This is a genomic window from Sinorhizobium garamanticum, from assembly GCF_029892065.1.
Taxonomy (GTDB): Bacteria; Pseudomonadota; Alphaproteobacteria; order Rhizobiales; family Rhizobiaceae; genus Sinorhizobium; species Sinorhizobium garamanticum.
This window is the reverse complement of sequence record NZ_CP120373.1, coordinates 3,971,366-3,991,037: the sequence shown is the minus strand read 5'-3', so window position 1 is coordinate 3,991,037 and position 19,672 is coordinate 3,971,366. Positions and strand designations below refer to the sequence as shown.

Annotated in this window: 15 protein-coding genes and 1 tRNA gene; 15 read left to right on the top strand and 1 reads right to left on the bottom strand. The window is 59.5% G+C overall.

Annotation, left to right across the window (positions count from 1 at the left end):
* Positions 1 to 91: 91 nt before the first annotated feature.
* The 11 genes from PZN02_RS18895 to rpoC all read left to right on the top strand — a co-directional run bounded on the left by PZN02_RS18895 (position 92) and on the right by rpoC (position 14,368).
* Positions 92 to 754 (top strand): hypothetical protein, encoded by a 663-nt coding sequence (locus tag PZN02_RS18895; protein ID WP_280659433.1) that lies wholly within the window; start codon positions 92 to 94, stop codon positions 752 to 754.
* Between the two features lie 102 nt (positions 755 to 856).
* On the top strand, positions 857 to 1,750 hold the full coding sequence (locus PZN02_RS18890; protein ID WP_280659432.1) for an NAD-dependent epimerase/dehydratase family protein: 894 nt from the start codon (positions 857 to 859) through the stop codon (positions 1,748 to 1,750).
* 169 nt (positions 1,751 to 1,919) lie between these two features.
* A tRNA-Trp gene (locus tag PZN02_RS18885) sits at positions 1,920 to 1,995 on the top strand.
* Between the two features lie 198 nt (positions 1,996 to 2,193).
* Positions 2,194 to 2,394 (top strand): preprotein translocase subunit SecE, encoded by a 201-nt coding sequence (secE, locus tag PZN02_RS18880; protein WP_136504339.1) that lies wholly within the window; start codon positions 2,194 to 2,196, stop codon positions 2,392 to 2,394.
* Between the two features lie 16 nt (positions 2,395 to 2,410).
* Positions 2,411 to 2,941 (top strand): transcription termination/antitermination protein NusG, encoded by a 531-nt coding sequence (gene nusG, locus PZN02_RS18875; protein WP_280659431.1) that lies wholly within the window; start codon positions 2,411 to 2,413, stop codon positions 2,939 to 2,941.
* A gap of 213 nt (positions 2,942 to 3,154) precedes the next feature.
* On the top strand, positions 3,155 to 3,583 hold the full coding sequence (gene rplK, locus PZN02_RS18870) for a 50S ribosomal protein L11 (RefSeq protein WP_136504341.1): 429 nt from the start codon (positions 3,155 to 3,157) through the stop codon (positions 3,581 to 3,583).
* A gap of 4 nt (positions 3,584 to 3,587) precedes the next feature.
* The gene (gene rplA / locus PZN02_RS18865; protein ID WP_280659430.1) at positions 3,588 to 4,286 is read left to right on the top strand and encodes a 50S ribosomal protein L1; all 699 of its coding nucleotides are present in this window, start codon (positions 3,588 to 3,590) and stop codon (positions 4,284 to 4,286) included.
* A gap of 328 nt (positions 4,287 to 4,614) precedes the next feature.
* The gene (gene rplJ, locus PZN02_RS18860) at positions 4,615 to 5,133 is read left to right on the top strand and encodes a 50S ribosomal protein L10 (protein ID WP_280659429.1); all 519 of its coding nucleotides are present in this window, start codon (positions 4,615 to 4,617) and stop codon (positions 5,131 to 5,133) included.
* Positions 5,134 to 5,191: 58 nt separating this feature from the next.
* Complete coding sequence (gene rplL / locus PZN02_RS18855) at positions 5,192 to 5,572, top strand: 50S ribosomal protein L7/L12 (protein ID WP_014328058.1); 381 nt, start codon at positions 5,192 to 5,194, stop codon at positions 5,570 to 5,572.
* Between the two features lie 264 nt (positions 5,573 to 5,836).
* Positions 5,837 to 9,979: a DNA-directed RNA polymerase subunit beta gene (gene rpoB, locus PZN02_RS18850; RefSeq protein WP_280659428.1), complete on the top strand. Its 4,143-nt coding sequence runs from the start codon at positions 5,837 to 5,839 to the stop codon at positions 9,977 to 9,979.
* A 183-nt stretch (positions 9,980 to 10,162) separates the two neighbouring features.
* Complete coding sequence (gene rpoC / locus PZN02_RS18845; protein ID WP_280659427.1) at positions 10,163 to 14,368, top strand: DNA-directed RNA polymerase subunit beta'; 4,206 nt, start codon at positions 10,163 to 10,165, stop codon at positions 14,366 to 14,368.
* Positions 14,369 to 14,470: 102 nt separating this feature from the next.
* Here the strand turns inward: rpoC and PZN02_RS18840 are convergent, their stop codons facing one another.
* The gene (locus PZN02_RS18840) at positions 14,471 to 14,767 is read right to left on the bottom strand and encodes a transcriptional regulator (protein ID WP_280659426.1); all 297 of its coding nucleotides are present in this window, start codon (positions 14,765 to 14,767) and stop codon (positions 14,471 to 14,473) included.
* Positions 14,768 to 15,352: 585 nt separating this feature from the next.
* On the opposite strand from PZN02_RS18840, the gene rpsL reads away from it, so the two are divergent.
* The 4 genes from rpsL to tuf all read left to right on the top strand — a co-directional run bounded on the left by rpsL (position 15,353) and on the right by tuf (position 19,629).
* Positions 15,353 to 15,724: a 30S ribosomal protein S12 gene (rpsL, locus tag PZN02_RS18835; protein ID WP_153439691.1), complete on the top strand. Its 372-nt coding sequence runs from the start codon at positions 15,353 to 15,355 to the stop codon at positions 15,722 to 15,724.
* A 57-nt stretch (positions 15,725 to 15,781) separates the two neighbouring features.
* Positions 15,782 to 16,252 (top strand): 30S ribosomal protein S7, encoded by a 471-nt coding sequence (gene rpsG, locus PZN02_RS18830; protein ID WP_280659425.1) that lies wholly within the window; start codon positions 15,782 to 15,784, stop codon positions 16,250 to 16,252.
* 30 nt (positions 16,253 to 16,282) lie between these two features.
* Positions 16,283 to 18,382, top strand: a complete 2,100-nt coding sequence (gene fusA, locus PZN02_RS18825; RefSeq protein ID WP_280659424.1) for an elongation factor G — start codon at positions 16,283 to 16,285, stop codon at positions 18,380 to 18,382.
* 71 nt (positions 18,383 to 18,453) lie between these two features.
* On the top strand, positions 18,454 to 19,629 hold the full coding sequence (gene tuf / locus PZN02_RS18820; protein WP_280659423.1) for an elongation factor Tu: 1,176 nt from the start codon (positions 18,454 to 18,456) through the stop codon (positions 19,627 to 19,629).
* The last annotated feature ends 43 nt before the right edge of the window (positions 19,630 to 19,672 follow it).

Sequence of the window (19,672 nt, the reverse complement as noted above, 5' to 3'; positions counted from 1 at the left end):
GAGCATAAGGTCGTCACAGATCTGCACTATCTTCCGAACCTGACGATTTTGCCGGAATGGCAACGGTTGTGACCGAGGATCGGAATCCCAAATGAAAAGACGCATTGCTACGCGCCTCGCCGCGGTCGGCATCGCTTTTGTCTGTATCGGACCTGTTCCGAAAGCAGCATCAGCGGCCGACGACGACCCGCTCATCTGGGCACCCGCAAAGACCGGAACCAACGCCTATCGGCTGCGGCTCGGTGTGCGCTTTCCCTGGCGCTGGGACACGACCGCGGGGGCAGAGTTTTCGATGGGGGCGGCGCCGTCGGGCAAGATCAAGCCGGTCGCAGCACCGATGCGTCTCTGGGGGACGCTTTCGCGCAAGAGCGGGCAGGCGGCTACGCGCTCCTCGCAACTCAGCATGGATTTCAACGCCTTGAGTGGCACCGGCAATGTGGGCGCAGCTACGGCGCGGACATGGATGGTTACGCCGACAGTAGATGCCGAGGTCCAACGCAGCATCGCCCTCCAGTGCAATGCCTATGAGAACAGTTGCACCGAGCCGAGGTTGACGCAAACAGCCAGGATCGCGTCTCCGGCGACCCGAACGTCACTTGTCGCGCAGGGCGAGCTTTCGGGCGACGGTATCAGCGGCTTGAGCCGCATTGGCCTGGAACAGAAGTTCGGCAATTTGCAACTTGGCGCCGCTGTCGTCGACCCGCTGTTGGCGCCCCGCAGCGTGTTTGATATCCGCTACAGCCTGAAATGGTGAAACGCACTCAGGTATGGCGTTCGGCGCGATGCGCAATACGGGTGCATCTTGTGTAAAAACACAAAGCGCCTAACTATTACTTCTTTTTCGTGGGGAGGCGTCATGAAGAAGCGGATTCTCTTTACCGGCGGCGCAGGCAAGGCCGGGCGGCATGCTGTGCCTTATCTCGTCGACGCGGGTTACGAGGTGCACAATGTCGACCTTGTGCCGCTCGACCGCCCCGGCGTCACCAACCTGATCGCGGACATCACTGACAGTGGCCAGATGTTCAATGCGCTCTCGATGCATAGGGACTTTCCCGATCTTGATCAGGGGCTGCGCCCCTTCGATGCGGTCGTGCACTTTGCCGCCATTCCGCGCATTCTCATCAGGCCGGACAACGAGACCTTCCAGGTCAATGTTATGGGCACCTACAACGTGATCGAAGCGGCGGTGAAACTCGGCATCCGCAAGATCATCGTTGCCTCGAGCGAGACGACCTACGGCGTCTGCTTTGCGGAGGGCCATCGCGATTTCCACCATTTCCCGCTCGAGGAGGACTACGACGTCAACCCGATGGACTCCTACGGCCTTTCCAAGGTCGTAAATGAGAAGACGGCACGCGCTTTTGCGGAGCGCTCGGGGTTCGACATCTACGCATTGCGCATCGGCAACGTGATCGAGCCGCATGAATATGCGAATTTCCCGCATTATTTCGACAATCCCGAAATCCGCAAAAGGATTGCCTGGAGCTATATCGACGCACGCGACCTCGGGCAGATTGTCAAGCTTTGCATAGAGAAGGACGGCCTCGGCTTTGCGATATTCAACGCCGCGAACGACACGGTGTCGGCCAACACGCCTTCGCGTGAACTTGCCAAGCGGTTTTATCCGAATGTTCCCTTCAAAAGAGAGATCGGCGAGTTCGAAGGCCTTCTCTCGAACAGGAAGATTCGCGAGGTTCTCGGCTTCAAGGAGGAGCATGACTGGCGGAAATACGTTCAGTTGGAGAACTGAAGCGCCAAGACCGCCTGCGGCGTCGACAGCGTTCCAGGCAATCCGCGAAATTATCTAGGAACTTTTTTCCCTTTTGGTGCAAATGCGCTTGAAAGCGTCCGGCAAACTGAATATGAAGCCGCTGACCTGAGACGCGTGCGGGCCGTTTGGCCGGTCGGCGTTTCGGTCTAGGGGTATAGCTCAGTTGGTAGAGCGGCGGTCTCCAAAACCGCAGGTCGGGGGTTCGAGCCCCTCTGCCCCTGCCAGTTTCGTCATTCTTGCCTCATCGTCTGAATTCGGCCAGAATGAAAAAAGGTAGGGCGGCGTGGCCGCCTTTTATATTCACAAAAAGACTGATTGGCTCTTGTGGTTTTCGGAATCGGTCTTTATGTAGGGTCCAAACAGACACGCGGTGCGTGGGGCTGAATCATCGGCTTTACGCGCCGTAATGGCGTGAGCATTTTATGGCATCCAAAACGAATCCGTTCACGTTTCTGCAGCAGGTTCGCTCTGAAACGTCAAAAGTGACTTGGCCTTCACGGCGCGAGACGATGATCTCGACGCTGATGGTCTTTGTCATGGTCTCTTTTGCCGCCGCCTTTTTCTTTGGTGCGGACCAGTTGATGGGCTGGCTGATGAGCCTCGTCCTCAACGTTGGCGCTTGATTGGGTGGAGAGTAGCATGGCTGCGCGCTGGTATATCGTTCACGCCTATTCGAATTTCGAAAAGAAGGTCGCCGAGTCGATCGAGGAGAAGGCCAAGCAGAAGGGTCTGGATCACCTTTTCGAGAAGATTCTCGTCCCGACGGAAAAAGTCGTCGAGATCCGCCGCGGCCGCAAGGTCGACGCGGAGCGCAAGTTCTTTCCGGGCTACGTGCTTGTTCGCGCCAATCTGACCGATGAGGCTTATCACCTCATCAAGAATACGCCGAAGGTCACGGGCTTCCTCGGGACTGACAGCAAGCCCGTTCCGATTCCCGATTACGAGGCCGAGCGGATTCTTGGTCAGGTCCAGGAAGGTGTCGACCGTCCGAAGCCGTCGGTTTCCTTCGAGATTGGCGAACAGGTCCGGGTATCGGATGGTCCGTTCGCATCCTTCAACGGCATCGTTCAGGATGTTGATGAAGAGCGGTCGCGTTTGAAGGTCGAGGTTTCGATCTTTGGTCGTGCGACCCCTGTCGAGCTGGAATATGGCCAGGTCGAAAAGGTCTGAAAAACACAGGCTTTAAAAGGATGGAGCGGTCGATTGGCTTGCTCCGGCGGAGTGATCCGCATGCGCGTGGGAGGTATCCGGTCTTAGCCGGGTCGGTTTATCCGCACCACGCAACCGCAGCCGTCGGTCGAAGGGCCGGCAAACAGCCGGGTGACCGGCTCAACAGTTCCTCTTCCGGCTTGATCGCGAAGGGGCATTCAGAGGCAGAGAGATATGGCTAAGAAAGTTGCAGGCCAGCTCAAGCTGCAGGTGAAGGCCGGCTCGGCGAATCCGTCGCCGCCGATCGGTCCTGCGCTTGGTCAGCGTGGCATTAACATCATGGAATTCTGCAAGGCGTTCAATGCCGCCACGCAGGAAATGGAAAAGGGTATGCCGATTCCGGTCGTCATCACCTATTACCAGGACAAGTCCTTCACCTTCGTCATGAAGCAGCCGCCGGTCAGCTACTTCCTGAAGCGTGAAGCAAAGATCCAGTCGGGCTCGAAGACCCCGGGCAAGGCCAAGGCCGGCTCGATCTCCAAGGCTCAGATCCGCACGATCGCAGAGGCCAAGATGAAGGACCTCAATGCGGCCGATGTTGAAGGCGCAATGGCAATGGTCGAGGGCTCTGCCCGCTCCATGGGCCTGGAAGTGACGGGCTAAGACCATGGCGAAGATTGCAAAGCGTGTACAGAAGTCCCGCGAGGGCATCGATCCGGCGAAGATCTACGGCCTCGTTGAAGCCGTAACGCTGGTCAAGGAGCGTGCGACGGCAAAGTTCGATGAAACCATCGAAGTCGCCATGAACCTAGGCGTTGATCCGCGCCACGCCGACCAGATGGTCCGCGGCGTAGTCAACCTGCCGAACGGCACTGGCCGCTCGGTTCGCGTCGCCGTTTTCGCGCGCGGCGCGAAGGCTGACGAAGCCAAGGCTGCCGGTGCTGATGTCGTCGGCGCCGAAGACCTGGTCGAGATCGTCCAGGGCGGCAAGATCGACTTCGATCGCTGCATTGCCACCCCGGACATGATGCCGCTCGTCGGCCGTCTCGGTAAGGTGCTCGGCCCGCGCGGCATGATGCCGAATCCGAAGGTCGGCACGGTCACCATGGATGTCACTGCTGCCGTAAAGGCCTCCAAGGGTGGTGCGGTCGAGTTCCGCGTCGAAAAGGCCGGTATCGTCCATGCTGGCGTTGGCAAGGCTTCCTTCGACGCCAAGGCGCTGGAAGAGAACATCCGCGCCTTCGCCGATGCCGTGATCAAGGCGAAGCCGGCTGGTGCCAAGGGTAACTACGTCAAGCGCGTAGCGATCTCCTCGACCATGGGGCCGGGCCTGAAGATCGATCCCGCGACCCTCAGCGTCGCCTGATAATTCCGGGCTTCGGCCCGAAACCGAATTTCCGGCCTTTCGGGGCCGGAAATATCCGGACCCCGGTCCGGAACTCCTGTCCGAGATTGCGGGTGGTTTTACCTTAATCACCATTGCCCGCATGAGACGGGTAAGATCTGAATTTTGAACAGCGCTTCTGGCGTCGAAATTCGGTTCGAACCTCGCTTGCCTTGTGTCAGACCCGGCTCTCCCGGGAACGCCAAGGGACAGGATCCTTAAGCGTTGCTTGGGATCGAGCATGATCCCGGGTGACAAAGGCAAACCCGGCAGGGCTGCTTGAAGCAACCCTGTCAACTGGAGACAGACAGTGGAAAGAGCGGAAAAACGCGAATTCGTCACGGAGCTGAACGAAGTCTTCAAGGCTTCCGGTTCGGTTGTCGTGGCCCACTATGCTGGTGTCACAGTTGCGCAGATGAACGACTTCCGTTCGAAGATGCGCGCTGCTGGCGGCACCGTCAAAGTCGCGAAAAACCGCCTGGCCAAGATCGCTCTTCAGGGCACGGAGTCTGAAGGGATGACCGATCTCTTCAGGGGACAGACGCTGATCGCTTACAGCACTGACCCCGTAACGGCTCCGAAGGTCGTCGTGGATTTCGCCAAGACCAACGACAAGCTCGTTGTGCTCGGCGGCGCCATGGGGACAACCACGCTCAACGCCGAAGCAGTCAAGTCGCTTGCGACTCTGCCTTCGCTCGATGAGCTGCGCGCGAAGCTGCTGGGCCTTCTCAATGCCCCGGCAACCCGCGTCGCGACGGTTGTCGCAGCACCGGCAAGCCAGCTTGCTCGCGTGTTCTCGGCCTATGCCAAGAAGGACGAAGCCGCCTGAGGCGGAATTTCGCTGTTGTATTTAGAACCAGTTCGAACCGAACAAAAGGAAAAGTAAAATGGCTGATCTCGCAAAGATCGTTGAAGACCTCTCCTCGCTGACCGTTCTGGAAGCTGCAGAACTTTCGAAGCTTCTCGAAGAAAAGTGGGGCGTTTCTGCCGCTGCTCCGGTAGCTGTTGCTGCCGCTGGTGGCGCTGCTGGTGCCGCTGCTCCGGCTGAAGAAGAAAAGACCGAGTTCGACGTCATCCTGACGGATGCCGGCGCCAACAAGATCAACGTCATCAAGGAAGTCCGCGCCATCACCGGCCTCGGCCTCAAGGAAGCCAAGGACCTCGTCGAAGGCGCTCCGAAGGCTGTCAAGGAAGCTGTTTCCAAGGCTGAAGCGGCTGACCTCAAGAAGAAGCTCGAAGACGCTGGCGCCAAGGTTGACGTCAAGTAATTCGACGAAATGCAAAGGAGGGGTGGCCGTTTGGCCGCCTCTCTTTGACCGTTTTTGGAACATATTACCCAAAAGCCTGTCGAAAACGGCTTTTGGGTAATGGGTTCTTCAAGAGGATGGTCACGATCGCGAGACAGCACAGCAATCCGTGCTGGCGTCTTTCGAAAGCTTGACGAGATTGAACTACTCATTGATCGACGGGATCGACTGGCCATCGGTTCCCGTCCGTTGCAGGCCCGGATGCAAGATTGACAAGGAGCGACGATGGCTCAGACCCTTTCGTTTAACGGTCGCAGGCGCGTACGCAAGTTTTTTGGTAAAATTCCAGAAGTCGCAGAGATGCCGAACCTCATCGAGGTTCAGAAGGCGTCCTACGACCAATTTCTGATGGTTGAAGAGCCCAAGGGCGGCCGCCCGGATGAGGGACTTCAGGCAGTTTTCAAGTCGGTATTTCCGATCAAGGATTTCTCGGGCGCTTCCATGCTCGAATTCGTCTCCTACGAATTCGAGCCTCCGAAGTTCGACGTCGAAGAATGCCGCCAGCGCGACCTGACCTATGCGGCGCCGCTGAAGGTGACGCTTCGCCTGATCGTGTTCGATATTGACGAGGACACGGGCGCAAAGTCGATCAAGGACATCAAGGAACAGAACGTCTACATGGGCGACATGCCGCTCATGACGGACAACGGTACCTTCATCGTCAACGGCACCGAGCGCGTCATCGTCTCGCAGATGCATCGCTCGCCCGGCGTGTTCTTCGATCACGACAAGGGCAAGAGCCATTCGTCCGGCAAGCTGTTGTTCGCAGCGCGCGTCATTCCGTATCGCGGCTCGTGGCTCGACATCGAATTCGACGCCAAGGACATCGTGCATGCCCGCATCGACCGTCGCCGCAAGATTCCGGTGACGTCGCTGTTGATGGCGCTTGGCATGGACGGCGAAGAGATCCTCGACACCTTCTACACGAAGTCGCTTTACCAGCGCGACGGCGAAGGCTGGCGCGTGCCGTTCCAGCCGGATGCGCTGAAGGGCCAGAAGGCGATCACCGAAATGATCGACGCCGATACCGGCGAAGTCGTCGTTGAAGCCGGCAAGAAGCTCACGCCGCGCCTGCTGCGCCAGTTGCAGGACAAGGGCCTGAAGGCGCTTAAGGCCACCAATGACGATCTCTACGGCAATTACCTTGCCGAAGACGTGGTCAACTACGGAACGGGTGAGATCTATCTGGAAGCCGGCGACGAGATCGACGAGAAGACGCTTCCCGTCATTCTTTCGGCTGGCTTCGACGAGATCCCGGTTCTCGACATCGACCACATCAATGTCGGTGCCTATATCCGCAACACGCTTGCCGCCGACAAGAACGAAAACCGCCAGGATGCGCTGTTCGACATCTATCGCGTCATGCGTCCCGGCGAACCGCCGACCATGGATTCTGCCGAAGCCATGTTCAACACGCTGTTCTTCGACGCCGAACGCTACGATCTTTCGGCTGTCGGCCGCGTGAAGATGAACATGCGTCTCGACCTCGATGTTCCGGATACCGTTCGCACGCTCCGCAAGGAAGACATCCTTGCTGTCGTCAGGATGCTCGTCGAGCTGCGTGACGGCAAGGGCGAGATCGACGATATCGACAACCTCGGCAACCGCCGCGTTCGCTCGGTCGGCGAGCTCATGGAGAACCAGTATCGTCTCGGTCTCTTGCGCATGGAGCGCGCGATCAAGGAACGCATGTCCTCGATCGAGATCGACACGGTCATGCCGCAGGATCTGATCAACGCGAAGCCGGCGGCTGCCGCCGTTCGCGAGTTCTTCGGCTCGTCGCAGCTGTCGCAGTTCATGGACCAGGTGAACCCGCTTTCGGAAATCACCCACAAGCGTCGTCTTTCGGCTCTTGGCCCGGGTGGTCTTACCCGCGAACGTGCGGGCTTCGAAGTGCGCGACGTTCACCCGACCCATTACGGCCGCATCTGCCCGATCGAAACGCCGGAAGGCCCGAACATCGGTCTGATCAACTCGCTCGCAACCTTCGCCCGCGTCAACAAGTACGGCTTCATCGAGAGCCCGTACCGCAAGATCGTCGACGGCAAGGTGACGAACGACGTCGTCTATCTGTCGGCGATGGAAGAAGCGAAGTACCACGTCGCCCAGGCGAACTCGGTGCTGAACGACGATGGCTCCTTTGCGGAAGAATTCGTCGTTTGCCGTCACTCCGGCGAAGTTATGCTGGCGCCGCGCGACAACATCAACCTGATGGACGTCTCGCCAAAGCAGCTCGTGTCCGTTGCCGCGGCGCTCATTCCGTTCCTTGAGAACGACGACGCCAACCGCGCGCTGATGGGCTCGAACATGCAGCGCCAGGCCGTGCCGCTGCTGCGCGCCGAAGCGCCGTTCGTCGGCACCGGCATGGAGCCGGTCGTTGCTCGCGACTCCGGCGCTGCGATCGCTGCCCGCCGCGGCGGTGTCGTCGACCAGGTCGATGCGACGCGTATCGTTATCCGCGCCACCGAAGACCTCGATCCGTCGAAGTCCGGCGTCGATATCTATCGCCTGCAGAAGTTCCAGCGTTCGAACCAGAACACCTGCGTCAACCAGCGCCCGCTGGTCACCGTTGGTGACGTTCTGAACAAGGGCGATATCATAGCGGACGGTCCTTCGACCGACCTCGGCGATCTGGCGCTCGGCCGCAACGCGCTCGTCGCGTTCATGCCGTGGAACGGCTACAACTACGAAGACTCGATCCTGCTTTCCGAGCGGATCGTGCGCGACGACGTGTTCACGTCCATCCACATCGAAGAATTCGAAGTGATGGCGCGTGACACCAAGCTTGGTCCGGAAGAAATCACCCGCGACATTCCGAACGTCTCGGAAGAAGCGTTGAAGAACCTCGACGAAGCCGGTATCGTTTATATCGGTGCCGAAGTTCAGCCGGGCGATATCCTCGTCGGCAAGATCACGCCGAAGGGCGAAAGCCCGATGACGCCGGAAGAAAAGCTTCTGCGCGCCATCTTCGGTGAGAAGGCCTCGGATGTGCGTGATACATCCATGCGCATGCCGCCAGGCACCTTCGGCACGGTCGTCGAAGTGCGCGTCTTCAACCGCCACGGCGTGGAGAAGGACGAACGCGCGATGGCGATCGAGCGCGAGGAGATCGAACGCCTCGCCAAGGACCGCGACGACGAACAGGCAATCCTTGACCGCAACGTCTATGCACGTCTCGTCGACATGCTGCGCAGTCACGTGGCCGTAGCTGGTCCGAAGGGCTTCAAGAAGGGCACCGAGCTTTCGAACGCCGTTATCAGCGAATATCCTCGCTCGCAGTGGTGGATGTTCGCCGTGGAGGATGAAAAGGCTCAGGGCGAGATCGAAGCGCTTCGCGCCCAGTACGACGAATCCAAGTCGCGCCTTGAACAGCGCTTCATGGACAAGGTCGAAAAGGTCCAGCGCGGCGACGAAATGCCCCCGGGTGTGATGAAGATGGTCAAGGTCTTCGTCGCAGTGAAGCGCAAGATCCAGCCGGGCGACAAGATGGCCGGCCGTCACGGCAACAAGGGTGTCGTGTCGCGTATCGTACCGATCGAAGACATGCCGTTCCTGGAAGACGGTACCCATGTCGACGTGGTGTTGAACCCGCTCGGCGTGCCGTCGCGCATGAACGTCGGCCAGATCCTCGAAACCCATCTCGGCTGGGCTTGCGCCGGCATGGGCAAGAAGATCGGCGCGATGCTGGATGCGTATCACGAGAACGGCGACATCGCACCGCTTCGCGCGACCATCGATGACGTCATCGGATCCGGTCCGAAGGGCGAGCCGATCAAGCAGTACGACGACGAGTCGGTGGTTCGGCTTGCCGAGCAGACCCGCCGCGGCGTATCGATCGCAACGCCGGTCTTCGACGGTGCTGTCGAGGCTGACGTGAACGAGATGCTGAACAAGGCAGGTCTCAAGGTAACCGGCCAGTCGACGCTGTTCGACGGCCGTACCGGCGAACCGTTCGACCGTCAGGTGACCGTGGGCTACATCTACATGCTGAAGCTCAACCACCTGGTGGACGACAAGATCCACGCCCGTTCGATCGGTCCTTACTCGCTCGTCACCCAGCAGCCGCTGGGCGGCAAGGCGCAGTTCGGCGGTCAGCGTTTCGGGGAAATGGAGGTCTGGGCGCTGGAAGCTTACGGCGCCGCCTACACGCTCCAGGAAATGCTGACGGTCAAGTCGGACGACGTCGCTGGCCGCACCAAGGTCTACGAAGCAATCGTCCGCGGCGACGATACGTTCGAGGCGGGCATTCCGGAGAGCTTCAACGTTCTCGTCAAGGAAATGCGCTCGCTGGGCCTCAGCGTCGAACTCGAAAACTCGAAAGTCGACGACCTCAGCGCCACGGCGCAACTGCCGGACGCCGCAGAGTAAGACGACATCAGGTGCGTGCCGCTGCAGGCACGCACCGTTTCCGCCGCAGGGCAGTTTATTGTCCGCGGCAGGAACAGGGCCGCACCCGATGCGGTTTTAGCTGTTTATAGGGCAGGGGCCGGCGCCCGGGATTTGCCGGCACCCCGCCAAGCTCAGGGCTTAATGCCCGCAAAGGAGACAGGCATGAACCAAGAGGTCATGAATCTTTTCAATCCGCAGGTGCCTGCACAGACTTTCGATTCCATCCGGATTTCGATCGCCTCGCCGGAGAAGATTCTTTCCTGGTCTTACGGTGAGATCAAGAAACCGGAGACGATCAACTATCGTACCTTCAAACCGGAACGCGACGGTCTGTTCTGCGCCCGCATCTTCGGTCCGATCAAGGACTACGAATGCTTGTGCGGCAAGTACAAGCGCATGAAGTACAAAGGCATCATCTGCGAAAAGTGCGGCGTCGAAGTCACGTTGTCGCGCGTTCGCCGCGAGCGCATGGGCCACATCGAGCTCGCAGCGCCCGTTGCTCATATCTGGTTCCTGAAGTCGTTGCCGAGCCGTATCGCCACGCTGCTCGACATGACGCTGAAGGATATCGAGCGCGTTCTGTATTTCGAAAACTACATCGTCACCGAACCGGGCCTGACTTCGCTCAAGGAAAACCAGCTCCTCAGCGAAGAAGAGTACATGCTCGCCGTTGACGAGTTCGGCGAAGACCAGTTCACCGCGATGATCGGCGCCGAGGCGATCTATGAGATGCTCGCTTCGATGAATCTCGAGAAGATCGCTGGCGATCTGCGCTCGGAAATGGCCGAGACGACCTCGGATCTGAAGCAGAAGAAGCTGATGAAGCGGCTGAAGATCGTCGAGAACTTCATGGAATCCGGCAATCGTCCGGAATGGATGATCATGAAGGTCGTTCCGGTGATTCCGCCGGATCTGCGTCCGCTCGTGCCGCTCGACGGCGGCCGTTTCGCGACGTCGGATCTGAACGATCTCTATCGCCGTGTGATCAACCGTAACAACCGTCTGAAGCGGCTGATCGAGCTGCGCGCGCCGGGCATCATCATCCGCAACGAAAAGCGCATGCTGCAGGAATCCGTGGACGCGCTGTTCGACAACGGCCGCCGCGGCCGCGTCATCACCGGCGCTAACAAGCGTCCGCTGAAGTCGCTCTCTGACATGCTGAAGGGCAAGCAGGGCCGGTTCCGTCAGAACCTGCTCGGCAAGCGCGTCGACTATTCCGGCCGTTCGGTCATCGTGACCGGTCCGGAACTCAAGCTGCATCAGTGCGGCCTGCCGAAGAAGATGGCGCTCGAACTCTTCAAGCCGTTCATCTACGCCCGCCTCGACGCCAAGGGTTACTCCTCGACCGTCAAGCAGGCCAAGAAGCTTGTGGAAAAGGAAAAGCCGGAAGTCTGGGATATCCTCGATGAGGTCATCCGCGAGCATCCGGTTCTCCTGAACCGCGCGCCGACGCTGCACCGCCTGGGCATCCAGGCCTTCGAACCGATCCTGGTTGAAGGCAAGGCGATCCAGTTGCATCCGCTCGTCTGCACCGCCTTCAACGCCGACTTCGACGGCGACCAGATGGCCGTTCACGTGCCGCTGTCGCTCGAAGCCCAGCTTGAAGCGCGCGTCCTGATGATGTCGACGAACAACATCCTGCATCCGGCAAACGGTGCACCGATCATCGTTCCGTCGCAGGACATGGTTCTCGGCCTCTACTATCTGTCGATCATGAACCAGAACGAGCCGGGCGAAGGCATGGCTTTCTCCGACATGGGCGAACTGCACCATGCTCTGGAAACCAAGGCTGTGACACTGCATGCCAAGATTCGCGGCCGCTACAAGACCGTCGATGCCGAGGGCAAGCCGGTTTCGAAGATCTATGAAACGACGCCCGGCCGCATGATCATCGGCGAGCTCCTGCCGAAGAATCCGAACATTCCGTTCGATATCTGCAACCAGGAGATGACCAAGAAGAACATCTCGAAGATGATCGACACGGTCTACCGCCACTGCGGCCAGAAGGACACGGTGATCTTCTGCGACCGGATCATGCAGCTCGGTTTCTCGCATGCCTGCCGCGCCGGCATTTCGTTCGGCAAGGACGACATGGTGATCCCGGATACCAAGGTGAAGATCGTCGGCGATACCGAAGCGCTCGTGAAGGAATACGAGCAGCAGTATAACGATGGTCTCATCACCCAGGGCGAGAAGTACAACAAGGTCGTCGATGCCTGGGGCAAGGCGACCGAAAAGGTCGCCGAAGAAATGATGGCGCGCATCAAGGCGGTCGAGTTCGACGAAAACGGTCGCCAGAAGCCGATGAACTCCATCTACATGATGTCGCACTCGGGCGCCCGTGGTTCGCCGAACCAGATGCGCCAGCTGGGCGGTATGCGCGGCCTCATGGCCAAGCCGTCGGGCGAAATCATCGAAACGCCGATCATTTCGAACTTCAAGGAAGGCCTGACCGTGAACGAGTACTTCAACTCGACGCACGGTGCCCGTAAGGGTCTGGCGGATACCGCCTTGAAGACTGCGAACTCCGGTTACCTGACCCGCCGTCTTGTAGACGTCGCGCAGGACTGCATCGTTACGCACACGGATTGCGGCACCGACAAGGGCCTCACCATGACGGCGATCGTCGATGCCGGCCAGGTCGTCGCCTCGATCGGCCAGCGTATCCTCGGTCGTACGGCGCTCGACAACATCGACAACCCCATCACCGGCGAACGCATCGTCGACGCGGGGAGGATGATTCTCGAAGCGGATGTCGCAGAGATCGAAAAGGCCGGCATCCAGTCCGTCCGCATTCGTTCGGCACTGACCTGCGAAATCCAGACCGGCGTCTGCGGCGTCTGCTATGGTCGCGACCTGGCGCGCGGTACGCCCGTCAACATGGGCGAGGCAGTCGGCGTCATCGCGGCGCAGTCGATCGGTGAACCGGGCACGCAGCTTACCATGCGTACCTTCCACCTTGGTGGCACCGCGACCGTGGTTGACCAGTCGTTCCTGGAAGCGTCCTACGAAGGTACGGTCCAGATCAAGAACCGCAATATGCTGCGCAACTCCGATGGCGTCCTCGTCGCCATGGGCCGCAACATGGCGATCCAGATCCTGGACGAACGTGGCGTCGAACGGTCTTCGCAGCGCGTGGCTTACGGTTCGAAGATCTTCGTCGACGACGGCGACAAGGTGAAGCGCGGCCAGCGTTTCGCCGAGTGGGATCCCTACACCCGTCCGATGATGACGGAAGTGGAAGGTACCGTTCACTTCGAGGACGTGGTCGACGGCATCTCCGTGCTCGAAGCGACCGACGAATCGACCGGCATCACCAAGCGCCAGGTTATCGACTGGCGTTCGACGCCGCGCGGCACCGACCTCAAGCCGGCGATCGTCATCAAGGACAAGAACGGCGCCATCGCCAAGCTTGCCCGCGGCGGTGAAGCCCGCTTCATGCTCTCGGTCGATGCGATCCTTTCGGTCGAACCGGGTCAGAAGGTCAGCCAGGGCGACGTGCTTGCCCGTTCGCCGCTCGAAAGCGCCAAGACCAAGGACATCACCGGTGGTCTGCCGCGCGTTGCCGAACTCTTCGAGGCTCGTCGTCCGAAGGACCACGCCATCATCGCAGAGATCGATGGTACGGTCCGCTTCGGCCGCGACTACAAGAACAAGCGTCGCGTGCTGATCGAGCCGGCGGAAGACGGTGTCGAGCCGGTCGAATACCTGATCCCGAAGGGCAAGCCCTTCCATCTTCAGGATGGCGACTACATCGAGAAGGGCGATTACATCCTCGATGGCAACCCGGCGCCGCACGACATTCTGGCGATCAAGGGCGTGGAAGCGCTGGCTTCCTACCTCGTGAACGAGATCCAGGAAGTCTACCGTCTGCAGGGCGTTGTCATCAACGACAAGCACATCGAGGTCATCGTCCGTCAGATGCTGCAGAAGGTTGAAATCACCGATGCCGGTGACTCGACCTACATCGTCGGCGACAACGTCGACCGCATCGAACTCGAGGATGTCAACGACGCGCTGCTCGCGGAAGGCAAGAAGCCGGCTTTTGGCGATCCGGTTCTGCTCGGCATCACCAAGGCATCGCTGCAGACGCCGTCCTTCATCTCGGCCGCTTCGTTCCAGGAAACCACCAAGGTCCTGACCGAAGCCGCGGTTGCCGGCAAGATGGATGGTCTGCAGGGGCTCAAGGAGAACGTCATCGTCGGCCGCCTCATCCCGGCCGGTACCGGCGGCACCATGACGCAGATCCGACGCATCGCCACGGCGCGCGACGAGATGATCCTCGAAGAGCGCCGCAAGGGCACTGGTGCGGATGCTGCGACCCCGATGCTCGCCGACATGGCGAACGAGAACGCCGCGGCCGAATGACCGCAAGGGGAGGGCGCGAAGAGCGCCCGCTCTTTCAAAAACAAAGAAGCCGCCCGGAGCGATCCGGGCGGCTTTATCTTTCTGGCCGATCGCGCGGCCCGGTTATGCGAAACGAATGATCGCCACCTCACCTTCGAGTGCGCCCTGATAGGCAGAGGCGTGTGGTTCCTCATCCGGAATCTCGGTCAAGGTTCCGATCTGGTCGAGATCGGCCTGGAGAAAGCCCTCTTCGGCGAGCGCATTGAGCGCCTCGCGGACAGCGGTGTCGTCGTCTGGCGCCCTGAGCATCACGTGGATGTCGATACCCTCGTCGTCGCCGTCGGCTTCGTAGGCCTTGCCAATAATGATGAAAACCAGCGGTTCGTCTGGCACGTTGTCGTTGTCCGGCGTAACGGGCATGGAATGTCCTTTCGAGTTTTAACGGCGATCTTAGCGTGCTTTTCGACTGCGCGTCGACTGCGCGCGAAAGAAATAGAAAAATGGGAAACAGAGGTGAGAATCAGCCGACCGGCTTCGCCGACCCGTGATCGTGGAAAACGCTCAGAAAGAAGTTGCTGATTCCTTAATTGCGAGGGACAATATCCGGGTTAAGGCGCCAAGTTGCGATCGCTGCCGGACAGAGTTGCTGTCAAAGCCTTGTTTTCCAGGTATGACAGGGCTGCGCAGGCCAGAATATTTCTTAATTGCCCTTGACGGATGGCCCCGAAATCAGTACACCCCGCCGCATCGGAGCCCATGTGAGGCTGGCTGGTTCGGAACGACGCGTTCTGGAGTTCGCCTCAAACAAGGTTCGAAACGCACGCTGACGACAAAATGCTGCACGCAAGACGCGCGAAATAGGGCGTCCTCTGCTTTTGGTGGGGCCATCTGCGAAAAGGCGGATCGGCCCTCCTTTTGCGCATTTCATAGGCGTTCGAGACCGCCGGCGACGGCAACGATCCGCCCGAAAGGGTAACGAGACAAGATTTTGTAAGGGATGGTTACATGCCTACCGTAAACCAGCTGATCCGCAAGCCGCGTCTGGCACAGGTAAAGCGCAACAAGGTTCCTGCTCTGCAGGAAAACCCGCAGAAGCGCGGCGTTTGCACCCGCGTCTACACGACGACCCCGAAGAAGCCGAACTCGGCTCTGCGTAAGGTTGCGAAGATCCGCCTGACGAACGGCTTCGAAGTCATCGGCTATATTCCGGGCGAAGGCCACAACCTGCAGGAGCACTCCGTGGTCATGATCCGCGGCGGCCGTGTAAAGGACCTTCCGGGTGTTCGTTACCACATCATCCGTGGCGTTCTCGATACGCAGGGTGTGAAGAACCGCAAGCAGCGCCGCTCCAAGTACGGCGCGAAGCGTCCGAAATAACATCGCAACCGGCGCCATTTCGCTGGTCAAGTTTTTAAAAGTTGAGAGACGAGAAGTATGTCCCGACGTCACAGAGCAGAAAAGCGTGAGATCAACCCGGATCCGAAGTTCGGTGATCTGGTTGTCACGAAGTTCATGAACGCAATCATGTTTGACGGCAAAAAGTCCGTTGCTGAAAGCATTGTCTATGGTGCTTTCGATGCGGTGCAGTCGAAGCTGAAGCAGGAACCGATCGCCGTGTTCCATTCCGCGCTCGACAACATTGCTCCGCACGTTGAAGTGCGTTCGCGCCGCGTCGGTGGTGCTACCTATCAGGTTCCGGTCGATGTCCGTCCGGAGCGTCGCCAGGCCCTCGCCATTCGCTGGCTGATCGCGGCCGCACGCAAGCGCAACGAAACGACCATGGTCGATCGCCTCTGCGGCGAACTCATGGATGCAGCGAACAACCGTGGCAGCGCCGTGAAGAAGCGCGAAGACACCCACAAGATGGCTGATGCCAACCGTGCGTTCTCGCACTACCGTTGGTAATCTGGAACAGGTCCTGAAAGGCAGTCTCTCATGGCTCGCGAATATAAAATCGAAGATTACCGAAATTTCGGTATCATGGCGCACATCGACGCCGGCAAGACGACGACGACCGAGCGCATCCTTTACTACACCGGCAAGTCCCACAAGATCGGCGAAGTTCACGACGGCGCCGCGACCATGGACTGGATGGAGCAGGAGCAGGAACGCGGCATCACGATCACGTCTGCTGCCACCACGACCTTCTGGAAGGGCCGTGACGGCAAGATGCGCCGCTTCAACATCATCGACACCCCCGGCCACGTTGACTTCACCATTGAAGTCGAGCGTTCGCTGCGCGTTCTCGACGGCGCCATCGCGCTGCTCGACGCCAACGCCGGTGTTGAGCCGCAGACCGAAACCGTCTGGCGTCAGGCTGAGAAGTATAATGTTCCGCGCATGATCTTCTGCAACAAGATGGACAAGACCGGTGCGGACTTCTACCGCTCTGTCGAGATGATCAAGACCCGTCTCGGCGCAACGGCCGTTGTCATGCAGCTGCCGATCGGCGCTGAAAGCGAATTCAAGGGCGTTGTCGACCTGATCGAGATGAATGCGCTCGTCTGGCGTGATGAGTCGCTCGGCGCCCAGTGGGACGTCGTCGAAATTCCGGCCGACATGAAGGAAAAGGCTGAAGAATACCGCGAAAAGCTGATCGAGACTGTTGTCGAGATCGACGAAGCGGCAATGGAAGCCTATCTGGAAGGCAACTACCCGGACAACGACAAGATCCGTGAACTGGTTCGTCGCGGCACGATCGATGTGAAGTTCCACCCGATGTTCTGCGGTACCGCCTTCAAGAACAAGGGCGTTCAGCCTCTGCTCGACGCTGTCGTCGACTACCTGCCGTCCCCGGTCGATATTCCGGCGATCAAGGGCATCGACGTCAAGACCGAAGGCGAAATCACCCGTAAGGCTGACGACAACGAGCCGCTTTCGATGCTGGCGTTCAAGATCATGAACGACCCCTTCGTCGGCTCGCTGACCTTTGCGCGCATTTATTCCGGCAAGCTCGAAAAGGGCACGTCGGTCATGAACACGGTCAAGGAAAAGCGCGAGCGCGTCGGCCGCATGCTGCAGATGCACTCGAACTCCCGTGAGGACATCGAAGAAGCCTTTGCTGGCGACATCGTTGCTCTCGCAGGTCTCAAGGAAACCACCACGGGCGACACGCTCTGCGATCCGCTGAAGCCGGTTATCCTTGAGCGTATGGAATTCCCCGAGCCGGTCATCCAGATCGCGATCGAGCCGAAGACCAAGGGTGACCAGGAAAAGATGGGCCTCGCGCTCAATCGCCTGGCTGCAGAAGATCCGTCCTTCCGCGTCAAGACCGACGAGGAATCCGGCCAGACGATCATCGCCGGCATGGGCGAACTTCACCTCGACATCATCGTCGACCGCATGCGTCGCGAGTTCAAGGTCGAAGCTTCGGTTGGTGCTCCGCAGGTTGCTTACCGTGAAACCATCACGCGTCAGCACGAAGAAGACTACACGCACAAGAAGCAGTCCGGTGGTACCGGTCAGTTCGCGCGCGTCAAGATCGTCTTCGAACCGAACCCGGAAGGCGAAGATTTCGTGTTCGAATCCAAGATCGTCGGCGGTGCTGTTCCGAAGGAATACATCCCGGGCGTTCAGAAGGGCATCGAAAGCGTTCTGTCCTCGGGTCCGCTCGCCGGCTTCCCGATGCTGGGTGTCAAGGCGACGCTCATCGACGGCGCGTTCCACGACGTCGACTCGTCGGTCCTGGCGTTCGAAATCGCTTCCCGCGCATGCTTCCGCGAAGCAGCAAAGAAGGCTGGTGCTCAGCTCCTCGAGCCGATCATGAAGGTCGAGGTCGTCACGCCGGAAGATTACGTCGGTGACGTGATTGGTGACCTGAACTCTCGCCGTGGCCAGATCCAGGGTCAGGAATCGCGCGGTGTCGCCGTGGTGATCAATGCCCACGTGCCGCTCGCGAACATGTTCAAGTACGTGGACAACCTGCGCTCGATGTCGCAGGGCCGCGCTCAGTACACGATGCTGTTCGATCACTACGCGCCGGTTCCGTCGAACGTCGCGCAGGAAATCCAGGCGAAGTATTCCGGTCAGAAGTGACCGGAATAGCCTCGCGCTGAAACAGAATGAAAAGATTTCCCCTCTAGGGGACAGAAAACGGAGAGCCGGAAATGGCAAAGAGCAAATTTGAGCGCAACAAGCCGCACGTTAACATTGGCACGATTGGCCACGTTGACCATGGCAAGACGTCGCTGACGGCAGCGATCACGAAGTACTTCGGCGAGTTCAAGGCGTATGACCAGATCGACGCTGCGCCGGAAGAAAAGGCCCGTGGTATCACCATTTCGACGGCGCACGTCGAATATGAGACGCCGAACCGTCACTATGCGCACGTCGACTGCCCCGGCCACGCCGACTACGTCAAGAACATGATCACCGGCGCGGCGCAGATGGACGGCGCGATCCTGGTTGTTTCGGCTGCCGACGGCCCGATGCCGCAGACCCGCGAGCACATCCTGCTCGCCCGCCAGGTCGGCGTTCCGGCAATCGTCGTGTTCCTGAACAAGGTCGACCAGGTTGACGACGCCGAGCTGCTCGAGCTCGTCGAGCTCGAAGTGCGCGAACTGCTGTCGTCCTACGAATTCCCGGGCGACGACATTCCGATCGTCAAGGGCTCGGCGCTGGCCGCGCTTGAAGATTCCGACAAGAAGATCGGCGAAGACGCGATCCGCGAGCTGATGGCAGCGGTTGACGCCTACATCCCGACGCCGGAGCGCCCGATCGACCAGCCGTTCCTGATGCCGATCGAAGACGTGTTCTCGATCTCCGGCCGCGGTACGGTTGTGACCGGTCGCGTCGAGCGCGGCATCGTCAAGGTTGGTGAGGAAGTCGAGATCGTCGGCATCCGTCCGACGACGAAGACGACCTGCACGGGTGTTGAAATGTTCCGCAAGCTGCTCGACCAGGGCCAGGCCGGCGACAACATCGGTGCGCTGCTGCGCGGTATCGACCGCAACGGCGTCGAGCGTGGCCAGATCCTCTGCAAGCCGGGTTCGGTCAAGCCGCACAAGAAGTTCAAGGCGGAAGCCTACATCCTGACGAAGGAAGAGGGTGGCCGTCATACGCCGTTCTTCACCAACTATCGCCCGCAGTTCTACTTCCGCACGACGGACGTGACCGGCATCGTGACGCTGCCGGAAGGCACGGAAATGGTGATGCCGGGCGACAACGTGACGGTTGACGTCGAACTGATCGTGCCGATCGCGATGGAAGAAAAGCTGCGCTTCGCAATCCGCGAAGGCGGCCGCACCGTCGGCGCCGGCATCGTCGCCTCCATCGTCGAGTAACAAGAAAACGGCTTTGCCGTTTCGGCAGGGACATGGTCTCCCA